Origin of the sequence: Pseudoponticoccus marisrubri, from assembly GCF_001482405.1 — a bacterium.
Lineage (GTDB): Bacteria > Pseudomonadota > Alphaproteobacteria > Rhodobacterales > Rhodobacteraceae > Pseudoponticoccus > Pseudoponticoccus marisrubri.
Map to the genome: position 1 here is coordinate 103,222 of NZ_LPXO01000010.1, position 21,297 is coordinate 124,518.

At 69.4% G+C, this 21,297-nt stretch carries 21 protein-coding genes; 8 read left to right on the top strand and 13 right to left on the bottom strand.

The window, feature by feature from the left end; translation table 11 throughout:
* Positions 1-2 precede the first annotated feature (2 nt).
* Positions 3-1,115, bottom strand: a complete 1,113-nt coding sequence (locus tag AVJ23_RS15595) for an extracellular solute-binding protein (RefSeq protein ID WP_058863139.1) — start codon at positions 1,113-1,115, stop codon at positions 3-5.
* A gap of 113 nt (positions 1,116-1,228) precedes the next feature.
* On the opposite strand from AVJ23_RS15595, the gene AVJ23_RS15600 reads away from it, so the two are divergent.
* The 6 genes from AVJ23_RS15600 to AVJ23_RS15625 are packed head-to-tail and all read left to right on the top strand — an operon-like array spanning position 1,229 to position 6,823.
* Positions 1,229-2,275 (top strand): C4-dicarboxylate TRAP transporter substrate-binding protein, encoded by a 1,047-nt coding sequence (locus AVJ23_RS15600; protein WP_240484678.1) that lies wholly within the window; start codon positions 1,229-1,231, stop codon positions 2,273-2,275.
* Between the two features lie 53 nt (positions 2,276-2,328).
* Complete coding sequence (locus AVJ23_RS15605) at positions 2,329-2,820, top strand: TRAP transporter small permease (protein ID WP_058863140.1); 492 nt, start codon at positions 2,329-2,331, stop codon at positions 2,818-2,820.
* On the top strand, positions 2,817-4,097 hold the full coding sequence (locus AVJ23_RS15610; protein WP_058863141.1) for a TRAP transporter large permease: 1,281 nt from the start codon (positions 2,817-2,819) through the stop codon (positions 4,095-4,097). The genes AVJ23_RS15605 and AVJ23_RS15610 overlap by 4 nt, the downstream gene beginning before the upstream one ends.
* 9 nt (positions 4,098-4,106) lie before the next feature.
* Entirely contained in the window at positions 4,107-4,871 is a 765-nt protein-coding gene (locus tag AVJ23_RS15615; RefSeq protein WP_058863142.1) for an enoyl-CoA hydratase/isomerase family protein, read from the top strand.
* Positions 4,868-5,659, top strand: coding sequence for an IclR family transcriptional regulator (locus tag AVJ23_RS15620; protein WP_058863143.1), 792 nt, complete (start codon positions 4,868-4,870; stop codon positions 5,657-5,659). The genes AVJ23_RS15615 and AVJ23_RS15620 overlap by 4 nt, the downstream gene beginning before the upstream one ends.
* A 12-nt stretch (positions 5,660-5,671) precedes the next feature.
* On the top strand, positions 5,672-6,823 hold the full coding sequence (locus AVJ23_RS15625; RefSeq protein WP_058863144.1) for a CaiB/BaiF CoA transferase family protein: 1,152 nt from the start codon (positions 5,672-5,674) through the stop codon (positions 6,821-6,823).
* A 44-nt stretch (positions 6,824-6,867) separates the two neighbouring features.
* Here the strand turns inward: AVJ23_RS15625 and AVJ23_RS15630 are convergent, their stop codons facing one another.
* The 8 genes from AVJ23_RS15630 to AVJ23_RS15665 all read right to left on the bottom strand — a co-directional run bounded on the left by AVJ23_RS15630 (position 6,868) and on the right by AVJ23_RS15665 (position 15,209).
* On the bottom strand, positions 6,868-7,620 hold the full coding sequence (locus AVJ23_RS15630) for an SDR family NAD(P)-dependent oxidoreductase (protein WP_058863145.1): 753 nt from the start codon (positions 7,618-7,620) through the stop codon (positions 6,868-6,870).
* Between the two features lie 21 nt (positions 7,621-7,641).
* Entirely contained in the window at positions 7,642-8,781 is a 1,140-nt protein-coding gene (locus tag AVJ23_RS15635; protein ID WP_058863146.1) for an ABC transporter ATP-binding protein, read from the bottom strand.
* Positions 8,781-9,683 carry a carbohydrate ABC transporter permease gene (locus AVJ23_RS15640; protein ID WP_084794652.1) on the bottom strand — a complete coding sequence of 301 codons (903 nt, stop codon included), beginning with the start codon at positions 9,681-9,683 and terminating at the stop codon, positions 8,781-8,783. Before AVJ23_RS15640 ends, AVJ23_RS15635 begins: the two co-directional genes overlap by 1 nt.
* On the bottom strand, positions 9,680-10,615 hold the full coding sequence (locus AVJ23_RS15645) for a carbohydrate ABC transporter permease (RefSeq protein WP_058863147.1): 936 nt from the start codon (positions 10,613-10,615) through the stop codon (positions 9,680-9,682). The genes AVJ23_RS15640 and AVJ23_RS15645 overlap by 4 nt, the downstream gene beginning before the upstream one ends.
* A 58-nt stretch (positions 10,616-10,673) precedes the next feature.
* Positions 10,674-11,933: an ABC transporter substrate-binding protein gene (locus AVJ23_RS15650; RefSeq protein ID WP_058863148.1), complete on the bottom strand. Its 1,260-nt coding sequence runs from the start codon at positions 11,931-11,933 to the stop codon at positions 10,674-10,676.
* A 96-nt stretch (positions 11,934-12,029) separates the two neighbouring features.
* Entirely contained in the window at positions 12,030-12,872 is an 843-nt protein-coding gene (locus AVJ23_RS15655) for a fumarylacetoacetate hydrolase family protein (RefSeq protein WP_058863149.1), read from the bottom strand.
* Positions 12,869-14,179 carry a phosphopyruvate hydratase gene (gene eno / locus AVJ23_RS15660; protein WP_058863150.1) on the bottom strand — a complete coding sequence of 437 codons (1,311 nt, stop codon included), beginning with the start codon at positions 14,177-14,179 and terminating at the stop codon, positions 12,869-12,871. The genes AVJ23_RS15655 and eno overlap by 4 nt, the downstream gene beginning before the upstream one ends.
* A 70-nt stretch (positions 14,180-14,249) precedes the next feature.
* Positions 14,250-15,209, bottom strand: coding sequence for a phosphotransferase family protein (locus AVJ23_RS15665; RefSeq protein WP_058863151.1), 960 nt, complete (start codon positions 15,207-15,209; stop codon positions 14,250-14,252).
* A 121-nt stretch (positions 15,210-15,330) separates the two neighbouring features.
* On the opposite strand from AVJ23_RS15665, the gene AVJ23_RS15670 reads away from it, so the two are divergent.
* Entirely contained in the window at positions 15,331-16,299 is a 969-nt protein-coding gene (locus AVJ23_RS15670) for a LacI family DNA-binding transcriptional regulator (protein WP_058863152.1), read from the top strand.
* 85 nt (positions 16,300-16,384) lie between these two features.
* On the opposite strand, the gene AVJ23_RS15675 is transcribed toward AVJ23_RS15670, so the two are convergent.
* Complete coding sequence (locus AVJ23_RS15675) at positions 16,385-17,413, bottom strand: ParB N-terminal domain-containing protein (RefSeq protein ID WP_058863153.1); 1,029 nt, start codon at positions 17,411-17,413, stop codon at positions 16,385-16,387.
* Positions 17,410-18,720 carry an AAA family ATPase gene (locus tag AVJ23_RS15680; protein ID WP_099045525.1) on the bottom strand — a complete coding sequence of 437 codons (1,311 nt, stop codon included), beginning with the start codon at positions 18,718-18,720 and terminating at the stop codon, positions 17,410-17,412. Before AVJ23_RS15680 ends, AVJ23_RS15675 begins: the two co-directional genes overlap by 4 nt.
* Positions 18,721-19,088: 368 nt before the next feature.
* On the opposite strand from AVJ23_RS15680, the gene AVJ23_RS15685 reads away from it, so the two are divergent.
* Entirely contained in the window at positions 19,089-19,799 is a 711-nt protein-coding gene (locus tag AVJ23_RS15685; protein WP_058863154.1) for a DnaA N-terminal domain-containing protein, read from the top strand.
* 6 nt (positions 19,800-19,805) lie between these two features.
* On the opposite strand, the gene AVJ23_RS15690 is transcribed toward AVJ23_RS15685, so the two are convergent.
* Positions 19,806-20,540: an ABC transporter permease gene (locus AVJ23_RS15690; RefSeq protein ID WP_058863155.1), complete on the bottom strand. Its 735-nt coding sequence runs from the start codon at positions 20,538-20,540 to the stop codon at positions 19,806-19,808.
* Positions 20,537-21,283: an ABC transporter ATP-binding protein gene (locus AVJ23_RS15695; RefSeq protein ID WP_058863156.1), complete on the bottom strand. Its 747-nt coding sequence runs from the start codon at positions 21,281-21,283 to the stop codon at positions 20,537-20,539. Before AVJ23_RS15695 ends, AVJ23_RS15690 begins: the two co-directional genes overlap by 4 nt.
* Positions 21,284-21,297 lie beyond the last annotated feature (14 nt).

A 21,297-nucleotide genomic window follows, 5' to 3' on the forward strand; every position in this document is an offset into this window, starting at 1 on the left:
GGTCAGGCCTCCTGCAGGTGATGGCGGTAGAGCATGTCGATCTGCCCGAGGAAGGCCTCCTCGGGGATCGGCTTGCGAAAGAAATCCGGCATGATGGCACAGACCGCGTCCACGAAGCCGAGGAACCAGGGCGCGCGCGGCCGGGTCCAGGCATTGTCGATCGTGTGGAACCCGTCCCGGAAAAAGCCGGCCTGCTGCGGATCCTCCGCCTGCGCCAGCCAGGTGTGGCGGTTGGCGGGCTGGCCGTTATGGGCCAGGTAGACCCCTGACTGCACCGGCTCGGACGTGATCCATTGCGCGAAGCGCAGCGCCGCCTCGGGTGCGCCGGTCCGGGCCGAGACGCCGATCCCCGCGCCGCCCAGGATCCCCCGCGGACGTGACGCCCCGGCGCAGAGCGGCAGGTCGAAATAGCGCACCGGGTGCGGGCGGAACCCCGGCCGGACGTAGTTCACATAGCCGAACAGGCAGGGCGAACAGGCAAACTCCTGCGTCGTGGTCAGCGCCTCCAGCACCCTGATCGGGTTCATGTCGACCTGTTCGTCGGGGCCCAGCCGGTAGAGCGCGCGCAGGATGCGCAGCGCGTAGGCGCCGTTTTCCGGGGACACGAAATGCCGGTCGTCATGGGGCAGATCCTCTTCGCCCCGGCCGGCCACCAGCGTCATCAGCATGTCGAAGGCATCCACCGGCAGCAACGGCGTCAGCGGGCGAAACCGCGCCGCGTCCTCGGCAAGGAACTCCTCCCAGGTCCGCGGCAGCGGCGTGCCCATGTCGGGCCGGTACGCGGCCATCTGGCAGGCCGCGTCCAGGGCATAGGCCCAGCATTGCCCTTGCCACAGGTAGCTTTCCGCCGAGCCGCCCAGCGAGGCCGCGGCATCCGCGGGCGCCGGCAGCGGCAGCAGCGCGCCGGTCTCGGCGATCTGGCCCACATGCGGATGGTCCAGCACGATGAAGTCATAGCGCGCGGCCAGATCCTCGATCGGCGCATCGGCGAAGGCCTGCAGAGAGCGCTTGTCCCAGGTGATCTCGACCCCGGTCTGCGCCGCGTAGGCCTGCGAGGCGGCCACCACCGGGTCGTAGCCGCGGGGATGATCCCAGGTCATGCCGGTCAGCTTCATGCGCCCTCCCTTCCGAACGTCCGAATCCTGCAATGGGCGCCACACTGCCGATTGCGCCGCCTGTTTTCAAGTATGCAAATTGTTTTGACATGTGGAATATCCGTGATAGGCCAGTGACCGGCAGTGGGCGCCATGGCCCGGATGCCGAGCTGATGGAGGAGGACATGATGACCATTCGCACCGGCCCCTGCGGCCGCCTGATCGCGGCTGCGCTGCTGGCCCTGACCCCGCTGGGCGCAAGCGCCGCCGACTACACGTTCCGCCTGGCCCACGTGACCTCGGACAAGGAGCCGGTTCACGAGGCGATGGAGCATTTCGTGCAGAAGGTCGCCGAGCGCACCGATGGCGCGGTCGAGATCCCGATCTTTCCCAATGCGCAGCTAGGCTCCAACCCCGAGGTGTTCGAGCAGATCCGCGCCGGCGCGCCGGTGATCTCGGTCTCGGATCCCGGCTACCTGTCGGATTTCGTGGCCGATTTCGGCGTGCTGGGCGGGCCCTACCTGATGGATGACCCGCGCGATTTCGCCAAGATCGTGGACAGCGACCTCTATGCCGAGCTCAAGGACCGGCTGCGCGAGGAGGCGGGGATCGAGCTTCTGGCGCTGAACTGGCTCTTCGGGTCGCGCCACATGCTGTCCGACAAACCGATCTCCAGCCCCGCCGACACCGCCGGCATGACCTTCCGCACGCCGCCCAACATCATGTGGGTCGAGACCTTCGACGCCATGGGCGCGCGGCCCACCCAGGTCGCCTGGGGCGAGGTCTATTCCGCGCTCTCCTCGGGCGTGGTGGACGGGGCCGAGGCGCCGCTGCCCTCGCTCTACGGTGCCAAGCTCTACGAGACCAAGGACACGATCTCGCTCACCGGGCATTTCAAGGGCTTCACCGGGCTGATCATGAATGCCGACACCTTCGCCGCCCTGCCCGCGGAGGTGCAGCAGGTCATGAACGAAAAGGCGATCGCCGCGGGCGTCTTCATGACCGACCTGATGCTCAACTCCGAAGAGGAATGGATCGCCAGGCTGGAAGCCGAGGGCGTAACCTTCAACCGCGACGTGGATGTCGCCGCCTTCCAGGAGGCCACCGCCGGGGTCTATGACAAGTTCCCCGAGTGGTCCGACGGTCTCTACGACCGCGTCCGCGCCATCCTCGACAACTGATCCCGGTGCAACCGACCCGGGCGCGCGCTGCGCCCGGGATGAAAGGAGCGATCATGCAACGCCTAGCGACATGGCTGCACCGCGCCAAAACGCTGGTCAGCTTCTCCGCCCTCGCCGTGCTGACCGGCTCCGTGCTCTGGGGCGTGCTGACCCGCTACGTCACCGAGAAGCCCGCCGTCTGGACCACCGAGCTGTCGGGCATCCTGTTCACCAGGGTGGTCTTCATCGGGGCCATGACCGCGCATCGGCAGGGCCGCCACATCCGCGTCACCCTGCTGGTCGACCTGCTGCCCGGCCGGGTGCGGCGCCTGCTGGGCCTGCTGGCCGATCTCGCCACGCTGGCCTTCCTGGCCTATGTCACCTGGCTGAGCGCGGTGATGATGCAGAAGGGCGCGACACGGCCCTCGCCGGTGCTGGATATCCCGTTTTCCTGGGTCTACCTCGCCGCGGTGATCGCCTTTGCCGGCATGGCCGTGACGCAGGCGCTGCGCCTGCTGGGGCTGAACGGGGCGGGCACGGGCGCGGCGGCGGAGACCGCGCCATGAGCACCCTGCCCGTCCTGATCCTGCTGCTGGGCATCGCCATCGGCATCCCGGTCGCGCTGGCCATCGGCATGGCGGCGCTGGTCTTCTTCCTGACCTCGGGCACGATGCCGCCCGAGATCTTCGTGCAGCGCATGGTGGCGGTGACCCATTCCTTTCCGCTGCTGGCCGTGCCGCTCTTCGTGATGACGGGCGTGGTGATGAACTTTGCCGGCATCACGCGGCGCATGATGGGCTTTGCCGAATCCATGACCGGCCATTGGCCGGGCGGGCTGGCGCAGGTCAACGTGCTGCTGTCGACCCTGATGGGCGGGGTGTCGGGCTCGGCCAATGCCGATGCGGCGATGCAGTCCAAGGTGCTGGTCCCGGAGATGACGCAGCGCGGCTATGACCCGGCCTTTTCCAGCGCGGTGACGGCCTGTTCGGCGATCATCTCGGTCATCATCCCGCCGGGGATCGGGCTGATCCTCTACGGTTTCATGGGCGATGTCTCGATCGGGCGGCTGTTCCTGGCCGGCGTGGTGCCGGGCGTGGTGATCTGCGCCGCGATGATGGGCGCGGTGGCGCTGCGCGCCCGCCAGCTGGGGCTGCGCCCGGCCTTCGACGCGCCTCTGGCCTGGTCTGCGCGGGCGGTGCGGTTCCGCGGCGCCTTCCTGGCGCTGCTGGTGCCGGTGGGCATCGTCATGGGCATCCGGCTGGGGTTCTTCACCCCGACCGAGGCGGGCGCCATGGCGGTGCTCTTCGCCGTGCTGGTGGGGCTGGCCCATGGCGAGCTGAAGCTGGCGCATCTGCGCCCCATCCTGGAACAGACCATGCAGGCCACCGCGGTGATCCTGCTGGTGATCTGCACCGCCAATGCCTTCGGCTTCTACATGACATGGGAGCAGATCCCCGCGCAGGTCGCCACGGCGATGCTGGCGCTGACCGACAACCCGCTGGCGCTGCTGCTGGTCATCAACCTGCTGCTGATCCTTGCCGGCATGTTCATCGAGGGCTCGGCCGCGCTGATCCTGCTGACCCCGATCCTGGTGCCCGTGGTGACGAAACTGGGCGTCGACCCGGTGCATTTCGGCATCGTCATGGTGTTCAACCTGACCGTGGCGGGCGTGACGCCGCCGCTGGGCACGCTGATGTTCACCACCTGCTCGGTCACCGGCACGCCGATCGGGCAGTTCATCCGCGCCGCCCTGCCCTTCTACGCGGTGCTCTTCGGGATGCTGATCGTGCTGACCTACCTGCCGCAGCTCTCGCTCTGGCTGCCCAACCTGCAATTCGACTGAGGCCCTCCCATGACCCAGACCCCCGACGGCGCGGTGCGCCTTGAGACCGACGGCCCCGTCGCCGAGATCGTGCTGGACCGCCCGGCCAAGCACAATGCGCTGACCCCCGCCATGTACCGCCAGATCGCCGCCGCCTGCGCCGAGGTGAACGAGACGCAAGCCGTCCACGCGGTGATCTTCCGCGGCGCGGGCGACCGTGCCTTCTGCGCGGGCTCGGACGTCAAGGCGCTGGAGGGCTACGCGGATTTCTGGGCTTGGCGCAACCGCTTCGACTACATCCCGCCCATCCTGTCGCTGCGCAAGCCCGCCATCGCGGCGGTCAAGGGCTGGGCGCTTGGCGGGGGCCTCGAGATCGCGCTGGCCTGCGACCTGCGCGTCGTGGCGCGGTCCGCCGTCTTCTCGGCCCCCGAGGTCACGCTGGGCTGGAACGGCGCGGGCGGCGCGGCGCAGCACCTGACCCGGCTCTGCGGGCCGGGACAGGCGATGAAATACCTGCTGACCGGCGACCGGTTCGATGCCGAGGAGGCCGCGCGCATGGGCATGATTGAGTACCTCGTCGACCCGGGCGAGGAGCTGACCCGCGCCCGCGCGCTCGCCGCGCAGATCGCCGGATATGCCCCGCATGCCACGCAGGCGGTCAAGGCGGCGGTGCGCGGCGCCATGGACCTGACGCTGGAACAGGGCCTGCGCAACGAGAACGAGCTCATGTCCCTCTGTTTCGCCAAGGCGGAACAGGCCAGACTGCGCGGGACGCAGCCAGGGGATGAGCCATGACCAAGCCCGACGAGACCAGGAAGAAATCCACCGTGCCGGCCGTCGAGAAGGCGCTCGACATACTGGAACTGCTGACGGACGCGCCCGCCGGCATGACCATGAACGAGATCGTCGACGCGCTGGGGCGCACCATGGGCGAGATCTACCGCGTGGTCATCTACCTGACCGAGCGCGGCTACCTGCGGCAGGACCCGCAGACCAGCCGCTATGCGCTGACGCTGAAACTGTTCGAGCTGTCGCATCGCCACGACCCGACCGAGCGGCTGATCCATGCCGCGCTGCCGCTGATGGAGCGGATCGCCGCGCGCACCAAGCAATCCTGCCACCTGGGCGTGCTCAACCGCGAGAACGTGCTGGTGCTGACATCGGTGCAAAGCCCCCTGCCCGCCGGCTACGCGGTGCGCACCGGCGCGCTGTTCCCGGTCGCCCAGACCAGTTCGGGTCACGTGATCCTGGCCTTCTCGGACGCCGACACGCAGGCGCGCCACATCGCCCGCCAGCCCGAGGATGCGCGCGAGGCGCTGCGCGACCGGCTGGCCCGGATCCGCGCCGACGGGTTCGAGGACGTGCCCAGCACGATGATCGCCGGGGTGCGCAACCTCTGCGTGCCGGTCTTCGACGCGCGCGGCGTGGTCGCGGCGATCACCTCGGGCTTCATCCGCCAGCTGGGCGAGGGCGCCACCGCCGAGGACACGCTGGCCACCATCCGTCTGACCGCGCTGGACCTGTCCCGCGCGCTTGGCTTCAACCCCGAGAGCAGCCCGCACGGGCCCGCGCTCACCTCCTGACAAGGACATCCCATGACCCCCGACACGACCGCCCTGCCGCTTGCCGGCCTTCGCGTTCTGGATTTCGCGCAATTCCTCGCCGGCCCGGTGGCGGCGCTGCGGCTGAGCGACCTGGGCGCCGAGGTGATCAAGGTCGAGCGCCCGCAGGGCGGCGACCTGTGCCGGTCCATGGTGGTCAACGACCAGCGGCTGGGGGGCGACAGCCTTGTCTTCCACACCTTCAACCGCGGCAAGAAGAGCGTCGCCGCCGATCTCAAGCAGCCCGCCGATCTCGACCGGGTGCGCGCGCTGGTCGCCGGGGCCGACGTGATGATCCACAATTTCCGCCCCGGCGTGATGGAGCGGATCGGGCTGGGCTTTGCCGAGGTGCAGGCGCTGAACCCGCGGCTGGTCTACGGCTCGGTGACCGGCTACGGCACCTCCGGCCCGTGGCGCGACAAGCCGGGGCAGGACCTGCTGGTGCAGGCGCTCTCGGGCATCGCCTGGCTGAACGGCAACGCGGCCGACGGGCCGGTGCCCACCGGTTTCGCCATGCTCGACGTGGCCACGGCGGGGCACCTGGTGCAGGGGATCCTCGCCTGCCTGGTGCGGCGCGGCATCACCGGGCGCGGCGGGCTGGTCGAGGTCGACCTGATGTCGGCCGCGCTCGACATGACCTTCGAACAGCTGACCTGTTTCCTGAACGACGACAGCGGCGCCGCCCCGATGCGCCACGCGCAGGGCAATGCCAACCCCTACCAGCCCGCCCCCTACGGCGTGTACCGCGCGGGCGATGGCTGGATGGCGCTGGCCATGGCGCCGCTGGCCCGGCTGGCCGAGCTGCTGGACGCGCCGCGGATCGCCGCATTCCCGCAGGACGACGCCTTTGCCCGGCTGGACGAGATCAAGGCCGTGGTCGGCGAGGTGCTGGCCACGCGGCCGGTGCAGCACTGGCTGGACATCCTCGAACCCGCAGGGATCTGGTGCGCCCCGGTGCTGGACTGGCCGGCCTTCACCCGGTCCGAGGGCTTCGCCGCGCTGGACCCGGTGCAGACAATCCGCACCGCAGAGGGCGACGAGGCCCGCACCACCCGCTGCCCCATCCGTATCGACGGAAGCACCCTGCAGAACCCCGCCGCCGCCCCGGCGCTCGGCGCCGATACCGACGCGCTGCTGACCGGCTGAGGTCGCGCGGCCCCTCTCACACGGGCCGCGCCCCGACCCGCCGGTCAGTAGGTGGCGCGGCCGCCGGAGAGGTCGAAGACGGCGCCGGTGGTGTAGGAGCATTCGGCGCTGCACATCCAGCCGACCATGGCGGCGATCTCTTCGACCGTGCCCATGCGGCCCATCGGAATCTTGGCCAGCATGTAGCCGATCTGTTCCTCGGTCACGTCCTCCAGCATCTCGGTCCGGATGACCGCCGGGCAGACCACGTTGACGCGGATGCCGCTTTGCGCCAGCTCCTTGCCGAGGCTCTTGGTCAGCGCGATCACCCCCGCCTTGGAGACCGAGTAGGCCGAGGCGTTGGGGTTGCCGTCCTTGCCCGCGATCGAGGCGATGTTGACGATGCGCCCGTAATCGGCCCGCGCCATGTAGGGCACCAGTGCGCGGCAGGTGTGGAAGATGCCGGTCAGGTTGACATTCATCACCGCGGCCCAGGTGTCGAGCGGGTAGTCGGTGACCGGCAGGTTCACCCCGGCGATCCCGGCGGAATTGACCAGCAGGTCGATCCCGCCCATGCGCCCGGCGGCGGCCTGCGCGCCCGCCTCGACCGAGGCGTAATCCGAGACATCGACCACGTCATGGCCCACCGGGCCGCGCCCGGCCAGCGCGGTCTCGGCCCGGGCAAGCGCGCCGGCGTTGATGTCCCAGAGCGTGACCGCGGCGCCGCTGTCCAGCAGGCGCTGCGCGATGGCAAAGCCCATGCCGCGGGCGCCGCCGGTGATGACGGCGCGCTTGCCGTCGAGATCCAGTTGGTTCATGTCCGGTGTCCTTGTGTGGTCTCAGGCGCGGCGCCGGGCCGCGAGGGTCTCGACCGCGGCGCCCTCCTCGGCGCGCGCGATGCGGCGCCCGGTTTCGGGATCGAAGACGCTCGCCTCGTCGATCTGCAGCGCCAGGGTGATCCGGCTGTCCTCGGCCGGGCGGTACTCGGCCGGGGTCACCGCGACCAGCGCGTGGCCCGCCATGTCCAGCACCAGCATCGTGTCGGGGCCGGTGGGCTCGACCACCTCGACGGTGCAGTCCAGCGGCAGCCCGTCGCCGCCGGGGCGCAGATGCTCGGGGCGGATGCCCAGCGTCACGCGGCGGCCGAGATACGGCGTCAGCTCGTCGCGCGTGGCGCCCAGCGGCAGGGTGACGGGGGACGGCCCCGGCAGCACCGCCGAGAGCTCGCCCGGCCGGCCGGTGATCTCGACATCGAGGAAGTTCATCGCGGGCGAGCCGATGAAGCCCGCCACGAACAGGTTCGCCGGCTTGCGGTAGATCGTGTCGGGATCGGCCACCTGCTGGATCTCGCCCCCGTTCATCACCACGATCCGGTCCGAGAGCGTCATCGCCTCGACCTGGTCATGGGTGACATAGACGATGGTCTGGCCCAGCCGCTTGTGCAGCTTCTTCATCTCGGTGCGCATCTCGACGCGCAGCTTGGCGTCGAGATTGGACAGCGGCTCGTCGAAGAGGAAGAGGTCGGGGTCGCGCACCAGCGCCCGGCCCATGGCGACGCGCTGGCGCTGCCCGCCCGAGAGCTGTGCCGGCTTGCGGTCCAGAAGCGGCTCGATCTGCAACAGCTTCGCCACCTCGGCCACGGCGCGGGCCTGTTCGTCCCTGGGCACGCGGCGGTTCTCCAGCCCGAAGGTGATGTTCTGGCGCACCGTCATCGTGGGGTAGAGCGCGTAGCTCTGGAAGACCAGCGCGATGTTGCGGTCCTTGGGCGACAGGTCGGTGACATCCCGCGCGCCCAGGTGCAGCGCCCCGTGGGACGTGTCCTCGAGCCCGGCGATGATCGACAGAAGGGTCGACTTGCCGCAGCCCGAGGGCCCGACCAGCACCACGAATTCGCCATCGGCGATCTCGAGGTTGATGTCGCGCAGCGCGATCACGTCGCCATAGGCTTTCCAGATGGTCTCGATCGAAAGACTGGCCATTACTTGACGGCTCCCTGCGTGAGGCCCCGGACGAAATACCGGCCGCCGAGGAAATAGATGACGAGCGGCGGGATCGCGGCGATCAGCACCGCGGCCGAGCCGAACCCGTATTCGCTGACGCCGGTATCGTCGGCGTTCAGGCTCATCAGCGCGGCGGTGATGGGCCGGAAATCCGAGCTGCTGAAGGTGACGGCGAAGAGGAATTCGTTCCAGATGAAGGTGAATTGCCAGATCACCGTGACGATGATGATCGGCGGCGAGAGCGGCAGCACGATGCGCCAAAAGGTGCGGAAGAACCCTGCCCCGTCGATCTGCGCCGCGCGGATCAGGTCGTCGGGCAGGTTGATCATGTAGTTGCGGCAGAACAGCGTGGTGAAGCAGGTGCCCTGGATGATGTGCACCAGCGCCAGACCCGTCAGCGACTTGGCCAGCCCCAGCCAGGACAGCGCGATGGCCCAGGGCAGCAGCACCACCTGCGGCGGCAGGAAGACCCCGATGGTGATGCAGACGAAGATCACGTCGGCACAGGGCATGCGCCACTTGGTCAGGGCAAAGCCGTTGAGCAGCCCCACCGCGGTCGAGATCACCGTGGCCGGCACCACCATCAGCATCGAGGCCCAGAAATAGGGCTTCACCCCGGTGCAGCTGGCATTGATGCAGGCGGTGGACCAGGCGGTGCCCCAGTTCTCGAGCGTGAGCCGCGTGGGCCAGCCGATGAAGCTTTCGCGCAGGATGTCCTCGTTCACGCGGACCGAGTTCAGCGCGATCACCGCCAGCGGCATCAGCACGAAGCCCGCCATCACGAGCAGCACGGCATAGAGCGCGACGCGCCCGGCGATCTGGCCCGCGCTGCGCGGCTTGCGCCGCGTCAGGTCGGGGATATGAGTATCGGCCACGGTCATGCCGCGCCCCCTTTCCGGCGCTTCAGCGCCCAGTTCAGCGCCAGCACCGGCAGGAAGACCACGACCAGCCCGATCAGCATCCAGACCGCCGCCGCGGCGCCCTGCGCCAGCTCGCCCGCGGCGAACAGCCGGTCATAGACGAAGATCGCGGGGAAGGTGGTCGAGATGCCCGGCCCGCCATGGGTCAGCGCCAGCACGAGGTCGAAGGTCTTGATGGCGAATTGCAGCAGGATGATCAGCACCGAGATCAGCACCGGCCAGATCGCCGGCAGCACGATGCGGCGATAGATCCGCAGCATGGGCGCGCCGTCGATCTGCCCGGCCTTGACCAGGTCGCGTTCGACGCCGCGCAGCGCGGCCAGCACCATGACCATGACAAAGCCCGCCGCGTGCCAGACCGCGGCGATCACCACGGCATAGATCGCGGTCTCGCGGCTGGTGATCAGCCCCATCTCGAAACCCTGCCAGCCCAGCTGCTTGACGAAGGCCTCCAGCCCGGTCGAGGGGTTGAGGATCCATTGCCAGGTGGTGCCGGTCACCACGAAGGAAATCGCGATCGGGTAGAGGAAGATCGAGCGCAGCAGGTTCTCGCCCCGCACCTTCTGGTCCATCAGGATGGCCAGGACCACGCCCACCAGCGTGGTCAGCCCGATATAGAGCAGCCCGAACAGCGCCAGGTTCCACACCCCGGTGGTCCAGCGCGGGTTGCGCCACAGCCGGGTATAGGCGTCGAAGCCGGCGAAATCGTAGACCGGCAGCAGCGTCGACGAGGTCAGCGACAGGTAGATGTTCCAGATCACGAAGACGAAGATGTAGATCCCCGTGGTGATCAGCGTGGGCAGCAGGACCGCCAGCGGCACGAGTTCCGAGATCCGCCGCGCACGGCTTTTCGGACGTGGCCGGAAATCCGCCGCATGGGGGGCAGAGGGCATGGCCGTCTCCTGTAAGACAGGCCCGGGCCGGCTTGCGCGACGGCCCGGGCGGCGTGGGTCAGTACTCGTTGATGACGGCCTCGGCCATGCGGCGGGCGGCGGTCTGGCTGTCCATGTCCGAGGTGATGAACTCCGAGATCACGGTGAACATCGCCTTGCGGAACTTCTCGGGCACAGCCATGTTGTGCGCCATCGAGCGCACCACCGTGCCGGCCTCGGCCGCGGCGCGCAGATCCTGCAGGTTCTGGCGCTGGCAGGGGTTGAAATCCTCGCCCAGCTCGACATCCATCCGCGCCGGGATGGAACCCTTGGTGACGTTGAACACCTTCTGGAATTCCGGCGTCATGATGGTCGAGGCCAGCAGCTTCTGCCCCTCGATGTAATCCTCGCGGCTCTGCTCGAAGAAGACCACCGAGTCCGAGTTCAGGATATAGCCCGGCTGGCCGCTGTTCATCGGCGCGCCGGCGCAGAGATAATCGACATCGTATTCGTAGCCGGCGGCGTTCATCGTGCCGATCGCCCAGTCGCCGTGGAAGTAGAACCCGGCCTCGCCCTCGGCCATCATGCGCAGCGGCTCCTCCCAGCCGCGTCCGGGAAAGGCGTCATCCATCCAGCCCACCATCAGGCGCAGCTGGTCGAAGGCGGCCTGCATCTCTTCGCCCTGCAGCGCGTCGAGATCCATCTCGATGAAGGCCTCGCGGAACAGCTCGGTCGAGATGCCCTGCACGATGATCTCGAACAGCGTGCCGTCGATCCAGTCCTGCCCGCCATGGGCGACGGGGATGATCCCCTGCTCCGCCATCTTCCCGGCGATGGCGTTGAACTCGTCCCAGGTGGTGGGCAGCTCGGTGGCGCCCACCGCCTCCATCGCGGGTTTGCTGGCCCACATCCAGTCGATGCGGTGGATGTTCATCGGCGCCGCGACCCATTCGCCGCGCGGCTTCATGACCGAGACCAGCTCGGGCGCGACCACCTCTTCCCAGTTCTCCTCGGCGGCCAGGTCGTTGAGATTGGCGGTCAGCCCGGTCTTGGCCCATTCGCCGATCTCGGGGCCCTTCAGCTGCACGGCCGAGGGCGGGTTGCCCGAGATCACGTCGGCGCGCAGCCGCGCGATCGTGTTCGAGGTATGGCCCGGCACGGCGGTCTGGTTCCAGCTGCCGCCGGCCGCTTCGTACATCTCGCCCAGCTTGTTGATCGCCTCGGCATTGGAGCCGGAATGCCACTGGTGCAGCATGTTGGTCTTTGGCTCGGCCTGCGCCTGCAGGCCAAGGCAGAGCGCCGCGGTTCCGGCCAGAAGGCCCGTCATCATCTTCGTCATGGTATCCTCCCTGAAGTGTCCCAGTATCTCGGCCGCGCGTCGTGTTAACGTGAACATCGCAAGACGCAGGCGGCCCCGTGTTTCGGCAAGCGGCGCCTAGAGCGCCACGACCCTCTGTTTCTGCGCGCCCAGCCCGTCGATCCCGAGGCGGACCTCGTCACCGACCGACAGCCATTCCTGCGGGTCCATCCCCGCGCCGACGCCCGGCGGCGTGCCGGTGCAGATCAGGTCGCCGGGCTCCAGCCGGGCGAACTCGCTCATGTAGGAGACGATGGTCGCCACGTCGAAGATCATCGTCGACGTGCTGCCGCTCTGCTTGCGGGCGCCGTTCACCTCCAGCCACATGTCCAGGGACTGCACGTCGCCCAGCTCGTCCGGGGTGACCAGCCAGGGGCCGGTGGGGCAGAAATTGGGGAAGGACTTGCCCTTGACCCATTGCCCCGCGCGTTCCAGCTGCCAGGCACGTTCGCTGATGTCATTGACCACGACAAAGCCCGCCACGTGATCCATCGCCTCGGCCTTGTCGATGTTGAGCGCCGGTTTGCCGATCACGATGCCCAGCTCGACCTCCCAGTCCAGCTTGGTCATCTTCGGCGCGTGCAGGATGTCGTCGAAGGGCCCGCAATAGGTGCCGGTGGCCTTGTTGAACAGGATCGGCTCGTCGGGGATGGCCATGCCCGCCTCGGCGGCATGGTCGGAATAGTTCAGCCCGACGCACCAGATGTTGAAGGGCTGCGCGGTGGGCGGCGCGACGCGGCCCCCCTGCACCACCGGCAGGGCCGAGAGATCGGCGGCGCGCAGCCGCTCCATCAGCTCGGGCGAGAGCGTCCTCGGCCCGAAATCCTCGACGATCGAGGAGACGTCCCGCGCCTGCCCCTGCGGGTCCAGCACGCAGGGTGTCTTGGCCCCGTGCCGGTCGCCATAGCGCATCAGTTTCATGTGGTTTCCTTCTGTCTCGCGCCCCACCAGGTGCCCGCCAGCGGCGCGCCCCCGACAAAGGCCCCCTGCCCCAGCCTCTCGGCGATGCGCAGGCATTCGTTCCATTTCGCCATCCGGTCGGACCGCGTGAACGAGCCGACCTTGAGCTGCCCGCCGCCCAGCCCGGTGGCCAGGTGGCTGATCGAGACATCCTCGGTCTCGCCCGAGCGGGCCGAGACGATGGCGCCCCAGCCCCGGCCCCGCGCCGCGCGGAAGGTGTCGATGCTTTCGCTGACCGTGCCGGCCTGGTTGACCTTGACCAGCACCGCGTTGCAGGCGCCGGCGGCCGCGGCCTCGTCGACAAGCTGGGCATTGGTCACAAGGTAGTCGTCGCCGATGATCTGCACCCGGTCGCCGAACCGGCGGGTGAAGGCGGCCATGGCCTCGGGGTCGTCCTCGCCCACAGGGTCCTCGATCGAGGCGATGGGATAGCTGTCCAGCCAGCCGCCCAGCATGTCGATCAGCGCCTGCGAGCCCATCTCGCGATCCTCCAGCGCCAGCCGGTAGCGCCCGCCCTGCCCGAACTCGCTGGCCGCGATGTCGAGCGAGATCACCACCCGGTCGCCGGGTGTCTCGCCGGCCAGCTCGATCGCGGCAACCAGCGTCTCCAGCGCCTCCTCGTTGCTGTCGAACTGCGGCCACCAGCCGCCCTCGTCCGCCACGCCGGCCAGCCGGCCCTTGCGCGCCATGATGTCGCCGGCGGCGAAATAGACCGCGCTGGTGATCTCCATCACCTCGTCGAAATCGCGCGCGCCGGGCACCATGATCATGAAGTCCTGGATGTCGACGCGCCGCCCGGCATGGGCCCCGCCACCGAAGATCTGGATCTCGGGCAGCGGCAGGCTGGGCGTGGTGCCGTAATGCTCGGCCACGTGCTGCCAGAGCGGGCGCCCTGCCCCGGCCGCCGCGGCATGCAGCACCGCCAGCGAGGCCGCCACCGTGGCATTGCCGCCAAGGCTTGCCTTGAGCGGCGAGGGATCGAGCGCCAGCATCGCCGCATCCGCCCCGGCCTGGTCGGCCACCTCGCGCCCCACCAGCGCCGCCGCGATCGGGCCGTTCACGCTGGCCACGGCGCGGGCCACATCCTTGCCGCGCAGCCGGTCGCCGCCATCGCGCAGGTCGATCGCCTCGCGCGTGCCGCGCGACGCCCCGGCGGGTGCGATGGCCCGGCCAAGCGCCCCGCCCTCCAGCACGACATCCACCTCGACCGTGGGGTTGCCCCGGCTGTCCCAGACCCGGCGGCCCTTTACCGCTGCGATGCGTGTCACGTGACCGCTCCTTCCAGATGTTCGAAGATGGTTCGGCGCAGATCCTCCAGCCGCGTCACGGGCTGCGCGATCAGCTGCCGCGACAGGGCGCGGACCTGCGCCCGCGTGGCGGGGGCAAGGTACTCGACCGGCGACTTGCCGCCTGCTGCCGGGCCAGCATCAGCCCCGGCAGCAGGCGGCAGACCCGCGCCTCGAGCGCCGCGGCTGGCTCCCACGTGACATGCGGGGCGTAGGCCTGCCAGAAGGACGCGATCTCGGCCCCCAGCAGCGCGCGGCTGCCCGGCAGATGCGCGGCCTTCAGCACGAGGTGGTTGAGGCAGAAGGACAGGTCGAAACTGGCATCGCCCATCGTGGCGCATTCGGCATCCAGCAGCACCGGCCCGCTGTCGCGGAAGAGGATGTTCTTGGGGCTGACATCGCCATGCACCAGCACCTGCGCGCTGTCGTAAAGCATCGCCGCCAGGGCGCGCAGCGGGTCGGCCAGGTCGCGATGGACGCGGCCGGCCTCGACCAGGTAGGGCTCGATCCGCAGGGCGTAGAAATCCTTGCGGTTGTCGAAAGGGGTGCGGTCGAAGCCGGGCGTGGCGGACTGCGCGTGGATCCGGCCCAGCAGGTCCGCCACCTGCCCCGCCTCGCCGCCCCGGGCGCGGCCCTCCAGCAGCGCGGCCTTCCACAGGGTGACCCCCTGCCCCTCCAAGTACTCCATGGCGAAGCCGTGCTGCGTCTCCGAGCGGCCCAGCAGCGCCACGGCGCTGTCGGGACAGACCTGCGCGGCGACGCTCAGCCAGGCATATTCGGCGGCGTTGCGATGCACCGGCGCGCGCCAGTCCGCCGCCACCCGCAGCCGCGGCAGCGCGAATTTCACGCAAAGCGCCCGGCCGCCCAGCTCGACCCGCGCGATGTCCGAGGCGACGCCGCCGGTCAGCGGCGTGACCGCACCCACATCCGCGGCCCGGCCGAGGCCCAGCTCTTCGATCAGGGCGCGGCAGCGGGCCGTCAGCGTGTCGGGGTCGAGGTCGCAGGCGATCATCTTGGGATCCGTCGGGCAGTTGCTGGCACATTGTTCACGTGAACATATGTCGTCGAATCCACGATTTGTGTCAAGACTGCGATTGAGATCGGTGCTAGGAGGTCGAAAAGAAAGGACCACAGTGCCCACCCGTGTCACGATAAAATCCATCGCCCGCGATCTTGGCATCTCGCACATGACGGTGTCGCGGGCGCTGTCGAATCACCCCAACGTGCAGAAGGAAACGCGCGAGGCGGTGCTGAAACGCGCCGAGGAGCTGGGCTATGTGCGCAGCGCCGCCGCCACCGCGATGCGGGGCGACCGGATGCGCATCGTGGGCCTGCTGCTGCCCAATATCGTGAACGAGTTCTATGCCCGCTTTGCCGACACCATGGCCATGGCCTGCGAAGAGGCGGCGCTGCACCTGACCATCCACCTGACCCGCGACGATATCGACGCCGAGACCCAGGCGCTGCGCCGCCTGCAGGAATTGCAGGCCCGCGCGGTGGTGATGGTGCCCACGCCGGGCCAGTCCCAGGCGGGGCGGCCGCATCTTCAGGCGATGCGCGTGCTGCAGCTGATCCGCGAGCGCGATATCGGCCAGCCGGTGCCCACCGTGCAGGTGGACGATGCCGGCGCGATCCGCGACGCGGTGCTGCACCTGGCCGCCGCCGGGCACCGCCGCATCGGCTATATCGGCGCCACCCCGGCGCTGTCCTCGGGGCGGGTGCGGCTGGCGGCCTATCGCACCGGGCTGGCGGCGGCCGGGCTGAGCGAAGAGGCGCCGCTGGTCATCACCGGCGCCCCCACGGCCGAGACCGGGCGCGCCGGGCTGCACCGCCTGCTGGAGAGCGCCACCGCCACGGTCTGCGGCGGGTTCGAGATCTCGAACGGCGCGCTGATCGCGCTGCTGAGCGCCGGGCAGCGCCCCGACGGGCCCTTCGGTTTCGTGGGCTATGGCGATCCGTCCTTCTACAGCTGGATCGGCGCGGGCGTGTCCACCGTCAGCATCCCCGTCGATGCGCTGGCCCATTGCGCGGTGGAGCTGCTGCAGGAGGACGCCCCCGCGCCCGAGCGCCACGCCTTCACCGCGCGCTTCGTTGCCCGCTAGGCCCCCGCGACGCAGAACGCCCCGCCGGGTCGGGCGGGGCGTTGCGGGTAACCCATGGGTTACGGTCGGTGGAGTAACCCGCGGGTTACGATTTCAGCGCCGCCTCGAAAGCCTCGACCGCGCGCTGCAGCCGGGTCCGGTCGACCGAGGAGAAATCCACCTCGGACAGGATCCGGCATTCGCCCTTGCGCGCGGTGACCTTGGACTGGCCCACATGGAACTCGTATTTCACGCTTTTCGGCGCCGGTGCTTTCTTCGCGTTCCGCGCCCCGCCCTCGGCAAAGCGGCGCAGCACGCCGGCCTGTTCCTCGGCGCTGGTGGCGCGCGCCAGCTCGGCGCGCAGCCCCTCGGCCTCGTCCGGGCTGGCCTGCAGGCGGCGGGCCACCTCGACGCCCAGGTTGCGCGGCACCGCCTTGGGGAAGTGCAGCGTCTCGCCCAGCTCTTCCAGCAGGAAGACGAAGCTGCGGATATAGCTGCGCTTCATCTTGTGCAGCGAGGCGTAGATCCGGCTGACCAGCTCGGCCGCGCCCTGCCCCTCTTCGCGCGCGGCGATGATCGCCACCTGCGCCATCTCGGCAAAGCTCAGATCCTCGCGGATCACGTTCTCTTCGACCATGTCGATATAGAGGTCGATCCGGCTGCCCTGCCCCGCATCCACCCGCGCCACGGCCCGCGCATAGCGGTCATCGCCGGTCTCGGCATGCAGCTGGCGCAGCGCGGTCAGCCGGCGCCAGCCCTTCTTGAGCTGGTAGCCGCCCTCGACCGCGAAGACCTCGATCGGCTCCTTCTGTCCGCGCTCGCGGATCGAGGTCTTGAGCTCCTCCATCTCGTCCGAGGCGGCCACCGCGTCCAGGTCCAGCCGGTCGCGCGGCAGCGCGTCGGTGCTGATGTCGCCGATCGGCAGCTCGACCAGCACGCGGCCCTCGCCCTGGGCGCGGCGCCATTCCTTGGCATCGGCGGCGTTCTGGCGGCGCTGCTCGACCAGGCTCTCGGTGCTTTCGGCCATCGCGCCCGCGGCCTCGCGCACGGCGGTGCCCATGGGGCCGGGGTTGCGCTTGCGCTTGGGGGTCTCCGGCGTCTCGATCGGGCCGAATCCGAACTTGTTCCGGCTCATGCCTCAACCTCCTGCTTGCTGTCGCGACGCGCCCAGGCGCCCAGCACCACCTCCTTGAACTCCTCGTAGGTGGCATCGAAGCTCTGGCGCGCGCGCTTCCATGTCTCGCGCGTCATCTGGCGATAATCCTGCTCGTAGACCGACATCTGGAAACGGCCGGATTGTTCGACGGCGCGCGTCATCTCGATCGCGTTGCGGCAGACATCGGCGCCGAACACGTTGCGGAACGCCTCCATCATCGCGGCATGCAGCGGGTTCGAGGCCTCGAACCGGGTCATCAGCAGGCGGATGTCGTCGAACTGCTTGGGCAGGGTGATGCCGGCATCCTGCGCGATCTTCGCATAGCCTTCCGAGATATCCTCGAGCGCGTCGCCCAGCTGGCCGAGGAAGCTGGTCGTGCTGTCATATTCCCAGTAGCCGGGCCCCGAGGGGATGTAGAGAATATCGGCCGCGAAGGCCGCGTTCAGCGACTGGTAGCCGATGGCCGGCGGGCAGTCGAAGATGATCAGGTCGAACTGGTCGTCGGGCAGCTCGTCGAGATAGCGCGCCACGCAGCCGAAGAAGCTCCAGGCCTTGTGCATGGCGCGGTACTGCGCGCTGGCGAATTCCACGAAGGCGGCATTGGCGCAGGAGGGGATGATGTCGATCGTGGGCCAGGCGGTCTTCTGGATGAAATCCTGCACCCGCTGCGCGCCGATCGACTGCACGTCCTCGGGCAGCTCGTCGGCGGTGGGGTAGGGGCAGTCGGCCGGGTCGTCATAGGCGGCGGCGATGCGGTCGGCCTCGCGGCACAGATCGCGGCACATGATGCCCCAGACCGTGTTCCACTCCTTCACCTCGACCAGCCCCATGGAATGGGTCAGCGTGGCCTGCGGGTCGAAATCCACCACCAGCACGCGGTAGCCGTCCAGCGCCGCGGCATTGGCCAGGTGCTGGGCCACCACGGTCTTGCCGACGCCGCCCTTGAAGTTCGACACCGCCACGCGCATCGCCCGGCCCGCCGGGCGTTCGGGCAACAGCGTCTTGCCGCGAAAGCGGATGCGGCGGCGCAACTCGTTGATCTCGGCCAGCGAGAACCAGCGCTGCCGGCCCTCTTCCTCGGTGGCGCCCTGCGGCAGCGACGGGTCGTCGGCCAGCTTCTTGCGCAGCGTGTCGGCCGGCACGTTGAACATGAACTGGCTGATCTCCCAGATCGAAAAGGGGCGCAGGCTCTTTTCCTCGGCGGGCGAGAAGGTCGCCCGGCGCACCGCCGCCTGCTGCGCAAGGCTTCGTTCGTTCATGGCCTGAAGGTTGGAATGATCTCGCATGACCTCACTCGCGTTATCTGTTATTGAAGCCTGAATAACCGGATTTCGCGAAATGCCAAAACGGGAATTCCGCGAAATCGCGATTTTCTGCGGCGCGCGCTCAAAGACGGGATTTCCGTGGTCCCCGCGCAACGCTTTGGGTGACAACCGGGCCTGGTCCCCCAGCGATAGGGTGACAGGGCAGGACCGATAGGGTGACAGCAGAGAGTCCCCCTATACCAATATACCTCTCTTTTCCTTTTCTTGAGGATTTGGGGGCACGTTCCCGTATTTAACTCCTTGTTGACAAAAAACGGGATTAGTGAACACTCGGGGACAGAGCGGGAATCGGACGCAGAGAAGACGGTCCCGGTGGCAGGAGAGTGGCAGTGACGGATGCAAGGCGCTTCACCGGACCGCAGGCGGGGTCCCAGAAATACGACCTGCTCACCGCGATCTCGGTGGCCGGGCTGAACGGCAGCCCGGGCTTCCAGACCTCGATGATGCGGCTCGTGGCGCTGGTGACGGCGCGCTACAACTGGGCGCGGGACGAGCTGACCGTCGGCCAGCGCGAGATGGCGCGGCTCTGGTCGGTGGATGAACGCACCGTCAAGCGCGAAATCAAGCGCCTGACCACGGCGCAGATCCTGCTGCAGCTGCGCCCCGGCGTGCGCGGGCGGGTCGCGGCCTACCGGCTCAACGTCGCCGAGATCCACCGCCTCAGCGCCCCGGTCTGGGAGCGGGTGGGTCCCGATTATTCCGACCGCATGGCGCGACAGGCGCCGGCCGCCCCGGAGACACCGCCGCGCGTGGTGCATGTGGATTTCGCCGCGCCCCGACCCGAGACTCCGGCCACACCGACCGAGACCCGGGCCGACCCCTGGGCGCGCACGCTGGCCCGGCTGGAACAGCTGGAGCCCGCGCTGCATCGCAGCTGGTTCGCCGCGCTGCGCATGGCGGGCTGCGAGGGCGGGGTGCTGCAGCTGCGCGCGCCCTCGCGCTTTCAGGCGCAATATGTCCAGACCCATCACCTGCGGCTGCTGACCGGCACCGCGCAGCTGGAATTTCCCGGGCTGCGGCGGGTCGAGATCGGGGTCTGAGCGGGCTCAGTCCCGCGCCAGCAGCGGCCGGGTGGCGCGGTTCACGGCGGCGTGCAGCAGCACGGTGAACACCGCCAGCACGATCAGCGCGGCGAACATCAGGTCGGTCTTGGCGCGGCCATTGGCCAGCAGCATCAGGTAGCCCAACCCGCGCGAGGCGCCGACCCATTCGCCGATCACCGCCCCGATGGGGGCGTAGACGGCGGCCAGCCGCAGCCCCGTGGCCAGGCCGGGCAGGGCGGCGGGAATGCGGATATGCCACAGGATGCGTGCCGGGCTGCCGCCCATCACCCGCGCCAGCCCCTGCCAGTCGCGATGGGGCCGCATCAGCGCGTCGAGAAACGAGGCGGTGACCGGGAAGAAGATGATGATGAGCGCCATCGCGACCTTGGAGCCCAGCCCGTAGCCGAACCACAGCGTCAGGAGCGGCGCCAGCGCAAAGACCGGCACCGCCTGGCTGAAGACCAGCAGCGGGCCGACCAGCCGCCGTGCGCGGGCCGAGGCGGCCAGCCCGATGGCCGAGAGCGCGCCCAGCACGGTGCCCAGCCCCAGCCCGATCAGCACTTCGGCCATGGTGACCAGCGCGTGTTCGGCCAAAAGCGCCCGGCTCTGCCACAGGGTCTCGGCCACGCGGGCGGGGCCGGGCAGGATGAAACGGGGCAGGCCGGTGACCCAGACCAGCCCCTGCCACAGCGCCAGGCCCAGCAGCGCCGAGGCGGCCAGCGCGCGCAGCCCGCTCATCCCGCGGCCCGCGCGGTGGGCGCGTCACGGCGCAGGATCTCGAGCAGCTCGGCCTGAAGCCTGAGCGTGGCGGCGTCGCCCGCCGGGCGCGGCACGGGGCCGGGCGGCGGGGCCAGGTCGTGCAGCCCGCGCTCGGTCATCACCACGATGCGGTGACCCAGCCGCGCGGCCTCGGCCGGGTCATGGGTGACCAGCAGCACGGTGCGGCCCTGCAGGCTGTCGGCGGTCAGCTCCTGCATGCGGGCGCGGCTGCGCGCATCCAGCGCCGAGAAGGGCTCGTCCAGCAGCACCACGGCGCGATCCTCCATCAGGGTGCGGGCCAGCGCGGCGCGCTGGCGCTGCCCGCCCGACAGTTCCGCCGGGCGGCGCGTGGCCAGATCGGCCAGCCCGACCTGTGCCAGCACGTGGTCCAGCCGGGCGGGATCGGCGCGCCGGCCGCGCAGCCGGGCGCCCAGCGTGGCATTGCCGGCCACGTCCAGCCAGGGCAGCAGCAGGTCGTCCTGCGCCATCAGCGCGACCCGGCCCTGCAGCGGCGTGCCATCCGCCGCCCCGCAGCGCCCGGTGAAGGTGACCGGCCCGGCCAGACCCGCCAGCAGGCGCAACAGGGTCGATTTGCCGATGCCCGAGGGGCCCAGCAGGCAGGTCCAGCGCCCGGCGGGCACCTGCAGGGACAGGTCCTCGAACAGCGTCCGGCCCGCGATCTCGGCGCGGCCCGTCACCTCCAGCGCGGGCGCGGCGCTCACGGCGTTTGCCCCTG